This is a genomic window from Neisseria sp. P0009.S007 (genome assembly GCF_051962515.1).
Genome location: NZ_JBQCVF010000567.1, coordinates 1 through 987, shown reverse-complemented (window position 1 = coordinate 987; position 987 = coordinate 1). Strand labels below are relative to the sequence as shown.

Annotated in this window: 2 protein-coding genes; one reads left to right on the top strand and one right to left on the bottom strand. The window is 50.3% G+C overall.

Annotated elements, in window-relative coordinates:
• The coding region (locus tag ACTHS3_RS14845) for an acetate/propionate family kinase (protein WP_440368352.1) at positions 1–684 on the top strand (684 nt) is incomplete at its 5' end.
• Positions 685–759: 75 nt separating this feature from the next.
• On the opposite strand, the gene ACTHS3_RS14840 is transcribed toward ACTHS3_RS14845, so the two are convergent.
• Positions 760–987 (bottom strand): AIR synthase-related protein (locus ACTHS3_RS14840; protein WP_440368351.1); only part of this gene is annotated, 228 nt, incomplete at its 5' end.

The window sequence follows — 987 nt, the reverse complement described above, 5'->3', positions numbered from 1 at the left end:
TTCCACGGTACCAGTATGCGTTACGTTGCCCCTGAAGCCGCACGTATCTTGGGCAAACCTCTGGAAGACATCCGCATGATTATTGCCCACTTAGGCAACGGCGCATCCATTACCGCCATCAAAAACGGCAAATCCGTTGACACCAGTATGGGCTTCACGCCGATCGAAGGCTTGGTAATGGGTACACGTTGCGGCGACATCGACCCGGGCGTATACAGCTATCTGACTTCACAAACCGGTTTGGATGTTGCCCAAGTTGATGAAATGCTGAACAAAAAATCAGGTTTGCTCGGTATTTCCGAACTCTCCAACGACTGTCGTTCTTTGGAAATCGCGGCGGACGAAGGTCACGAAGGTGCGCGTTTGGCCCTGGAAGTCATGACTTACCGCCTTGCCAAATACATTGCTTCGATGGCTGTGGCTTGTGGCGGCGTTGACGCACTCGTGTTTACCGGCGGTATTGGCGAAAACTCGCGTAACATCCGTGCCAAAACCGTTTCCTATCTTGATTTCTTGGGTCTGCACATCGACACCAAAGCCAATATGGAAAAACGCTACGGCAATTCAGGCATTATCAGCCCGACTGATTCTTCGCCGGCTGTGTTGGTCGTTCCAACCAATGAAGAGCTGATGATTGCCCACGATACGGCTCAATTGGCCGGCTTTATGGAAGAAGCAGGCTAGGGCGAAGATTTTCCTAGACCATAAACAATAAAAAGTGCGGATTCATCATCCGCACTTTTTTTAATTTCAACTCAATCAAGCCACTTGGGTTTGATGCTCGTCGCCGTTGCGCTCACGAACTGCGCCCAAACGGTAAACGGTTTCGCCTTGTTCGCTCAAGAATGCCTGTACCGCATCGGCATCTTCTTTGGCAATGATAACGACCATGCCGATACCGCAGTTGAAGGTACGGTACATTTCTTGGGTTTCCACATTGCCTGCTTTTTGCAGCCATTGGAACAGTTTAGGCAATTCCCACGCTTT